The following is a 4223-nucleotide window of genomic DNA, read 5'->3' on the forward strand; positions in this document are numbered from 1 at the left end:
GCCGGGCACGGTGACCATGTAAACCTCGATCGACCGCTCGAGGCGGGCCGGGGTGACGAGTTCGAACTTCAGAGCCATGATATGTCCTTAAACCCCTCCCGCGCGGGGAGGGGTGTAGGTTTGTTACGCGTCTTCGGCGAGCTTCGCGGCCTTGGCGACCGCTTCGTCGATGCCGCCGACCATGTAGAAAGCCGCTTCGGGCAGATGGTCATATTCGCCGTCGACGACCGCCTTGAACGACTTCACCGTGTCTTCGATCGCCACGAACTTGCCGGGGATGTTGGTGAAGACTTCGGCGACGTGGAAGGGCTGCGACAGGAAGCGCTGGATCTTGCGCGCGCGCGCGACGACCAGCTTATCTTCTTCCGAAAGCTCGTCCATGCCGAGAATCGCGATGATGTCCTGCAGCGACTTGTACTTCTGCAGCGTTTCCTGAACGCGGCGGGCGGTTTCATAATGCTCTTGGCCGACGATCGCGGCGGTCAGCACGCGGCTGGTCGAATCGAGCGGATCGACCGCCGGATAGATGCCGAGTTCCGAAATCGCGCGGTTCAGCGTCGTCGTCGCGTCCAAGTGGGCGAAGGAGGTTGCCGGGGCAGGGTCGGTCAAGTCATCTGCGGGAACGTAAATGGCCTGCACCGAGGTGATCGAGCCCTTGTTCGTCGAGGTGATGCGTTCCTGCAGCGCGCCCATGTCGGTCGACAGCGTCGGCTGGTAACCCACAGCCGAGGGAATACGGCCGAGCAGCGCCGACACTTCCGAACCCGCCTGGGTAAAGCGGAAGATGTTGTCGACGAAGAACAGCACGTCCTGACCTTCGACGTCGCGGAAATATTCGGCGATCGTCAGGCCCGACAGGGCGACGCGGGCGCGGGCGCCCGGGGGCTCGTTCATCTGGCCGAACACCAGCGCCACCTTCGATCCCTCGGGGGTCGGGTTGCCGTCGGCGTCCTTGGCGATAACCCCGGCGTCGAGGAATTCGTGGTAGAGATCATTGCCTTCGCGGGTGCGTTCACCGACGCCCGCGAACACCGACGTACCACCATGGCCCTTGGCGATGTTGTTGATCAGTTCCTGAATAAGAACGGTCTTGCCGACGCCGGCGCCGCCGAACAGGCCGATCTTGCCGCCCTTCGCATAAGGCGCGATCAGGTCGATGACCTTGATGCCGGTGACGAGGATGCTCGATTCGGTCGACTGGTCGACGAATTCCGGTGCCTTGGCATGGATCGGCGAGCGGAGGTCGGTGACGACCGGGCCGCGTTCGTCGATCGGCTCGCCAATGACGTTGAGGATCCGGCCAAGCGTCTGCGGGCCGACGGGGACCGAGATCTGCGCGCCGGTGTCGGTGACGGGCTGGCCGCGGGTCAGGCCGTCGGTCGCGTCCATCGCGATGGTGCGGACGGTGTTTTCACCGAGGTGCTGCGCGACTTCGAGCACGAGGCGGTTGCCGTTGTTGTCGGTTTCCAGCGCGTTCAGAATCGCGGGCAGCTCGCCGGTGAACTGGACGTCGACGACCGCGCCGATGACCTGCGCGATGCGGCCGGTGGCGATGCCGGTGCTGGCGGCCTTGGGGGCAGCGGCCTTCTTCGGCGCAGCAGCCTTAGGCGCGGCGGCCTTCTTGGCCGGAGCCTTCTTCTCGGGAGCGGGAGCGGTTGCCATGGTCTTCTTCCTTGGGTTGATCGATTAGAGCGCTTCGGCGCCCGCGATGATTTCAATCAGTTCGGTCGTGATCGCCGCCTGACGCGTGCGGTTGTAAATGATGGTCAGCTTGTTGATCAGGTCGCCCGCGTTGCGCGTCGCATTGTCCATCGCGGTCATCGACGCGCCCTGTTCGGACGCGGCATTTTCCAGCAGACCCTTGAAGATCTGGATCGTGATGTTGCGCGGCAGCAGGTCGGCGAGGATCGCTTCTTCGTCGGGCTCATATTCGACCGCGGCGCCGCTCGATGCCGGAACATCGACTGGGGCGGGGACGGGGATCAGCTGCTGGCCGGTGGCTTCCTGAAGGAGCGCCGAGCGGAACTTCGAATAGAAGAGATGCGCGACGTCGAAGGCGCCTGCTTCGTACATTTCCATCACCTTGGCGGCGATGTCCTGCGCCTGCGCAAAGCCGATGTCGCGGATGCCGGTAGTTTCGTACTGCTCGACGATCTGGCCCGCGAACAGGCGCGCGATGACCGGACGGCCCTTGCGACCGACGAGGAAGAAGAGAACCTTCTTGCCCTGCGCCTGCAATTCGAGCGCCTTGTCGCGCGCGGCGCGGACGATGTTCGAGTTGAACGCGCCCGCAAGCCCGCGGTCGCTGTTGAGGACGACGAGCAGATGCGTGTCGCTCTTGCCGGTGCCGGCGAGCAGCTGCGGCGCCGAATCGGACCCGCCGACCTTCGACGCCAGGCTGGCGACGACGCCTTCGAGCCGTTCGGCATAGGGGCGCGCGGCTTCGGCGGCCGCCTGTGCACGGCGCAGCTTGGCCGCGGCGACCATTTTCTTGGCCTTGGTGATCTTCTGGGTCGATTTGACCGAGCCGATCCGCCCTTTGAGTTCCTTGAGTGATGCCACTCTATCGGTTCCTCTTTTTCGTCACCCCGGACGTGATCCGGGGTCCCGCTGTCGCCACCGCCGCCGTTAGGCGGGACCCCGGGTCAAGCCCGGGGTGACGGTGGAATGGTTACTAAGCGAAAATCTTGCCGAATGCTTCGAGCGCCGCGACCAGGCCCTTTTTGGCGTCGTCGCCCAGATCCTTGGTATCGCGGATCGCTGCCAGCACCTGCGGGTGGTCGCTGCGCAGATAGGCGAGCATCGCCTGTTCGTAGCGGTTGACGTCGGTGGTCGCGACATTGTCTAGGAAGCCGTTGGTGCCGGCAAAGATCGACGCGGTCTGCTCTTCGAACGGCATCGGCTGGAATTGCGCCTGCTTGAGCAGCTGGGTCAGGCGCGCGCCGCGGTTGAGCAGCTTCTGCGTCGACGCATCAAGGTCCGAACCGAATTGCGCGAAGGCTTCCATTTCGCGATATTGCGCAAGCTCGAGCTTGATCGAGCCCGACACCTTTTTCATCGCCTTCGTCTGCGCGGCCGAACCGACGCGGCTCACCGACAGGCCGACGTTGATCGCCGGGCGGATACCGGCGTTGAACAGACCGGTTTCGAGGAAGATCTGGCCGTCGGTGATCGAAATCACGTTGGTCGGGATGTACGCCGAAACGTCGCCCGCCTGCGTTTCGATGATCGGCAGCGCGGTGAGCGAGCCCGAACCATTGTCGCTGTTCATCTTTGCAGCGCGCTCGAGCAGGCGGCTGTGCAGATAGAACACGTCACCCGGATAGGCTTCGCGGCCCGGCGGGCGGCGCAGCAGCAGCGACATCTGGCGGTAAGCGACGGCCTGCTTCGACAGATCGTCATAAACGATCACGGCGTGCATGCCGTTGTCGCGGAAAAACTCGCCCATGGTGCAGCCGGTGTAGGGGGCGAGGAACTGCAGCGGGGCGGGTTCCGACGCGGTCGCGGCGACGACGATCGAATATTCCATCGCGCCATTTTCTTCGAGCTGACGGACGATCTGCGCCACGGTCGAGCGCTTCTGGCCGACGGCGACGTAGATGCAATAGAGCTTCTTCGACTCATCATCGCCCGCGTTGGCGGCCTTCTGGTTGATGAAGGTGTCGATCGCGACCGCGGTCTTGCCGGTCTGGCGATCGCCGATGATCAGCTCGCGCTGGCCGCGGCCGACGGGGACGAGCGCGTCGAGCGCCTTCAGGCCGGTCTGGACGGGTTCGTGAACCGAGGTGCGCGGGATGATCCCCGGCGCCTTGACTTCGACGCGCATGCGCTTGTCGGCCTTGATCGGGCCCTTGCCGTCAATCGGATTGCCGAGGCCATCGACGACGCGGCCGAGCAGGCCTTTGCCGACGGGGACGTCGACGATCGTGCCGGTGCGCTTGACCTGGTCGCCTTCCTTGATCTCGGCATCGCTGCCGAAGATCACGATGCCGACGTTGTCGGCTTCGAGGTTCAGGGCCATGCCCTGCACGCCGTTGGCGAATTCGACCATTTCACCGGCCTGGACATTGTCGAGGCCGTGGACGCGGGCGATGCCGTCGCCGACCGACAGCACCTGACCGATTTCGCTGACCGTGGCGTCGGTGCCGAAATTGGCGATCTGGTCCTTGATGACCTTGCTGATTTCAGCGGCGCGGATTTCCATTGTTTAGCCTTTCATCGGG

At 64.1% G+C, this 4223-nt stretch carries 3 protein-coding genes; all 3 read right to left on the bottom strand.

All coding sequences use genetic code 11. The annotated features are described in order from the left end of the window. Positions 1–123 precede the first annotated feature (123 nt). Positions 124–1662 carry a F0F1 ATP synthase subunit beta gene (gene atpD / locus VGN68_RS13020; RefSeq protein WP_327477310.1) on the bottom strand — a complete coding sequence of 513 codons (1539 nt, stop codon included), beginning with the start codon at positions 1660–1662 and terminating at the stop codon, positions 124–126. Between the two features lie 24 nt (positions 1663–1686). Continuing rightward, a complete protein-coding gene (locus tag VGN68_RS13025) occupies positions 1687–2562 on the bottom strand; it encodes a F0F1 ATP synthase subunit gamma (protein ID WP_327477311.1) in 876 nt (291 codons plus the stop codon). Positions 2563–2674: 112 nt separating this feature from the next. Further along, on the bottom strand, positions 2675–4204 hold the full coding sequence (atpA, locus tag VGN68_RS13030; RefSeq protein ID WP_293699056.1) for a F0F1 ATP synthase subunit alpha: 1530 nt from the start codon (positions 4202–4204) through the stop codon (positions 2675–2677). Positions 4205–4223: the final 19 nt, after the last annotated feature.

Source organism: Sphingopyxis sp. (genome assembly GCF_035998965.1).
GTDB lineage: Bacteria > Pseudomonadota > Alphaproteobacteria > Sphingomonadales > Sphingomonadaceae > Sphingopyxis.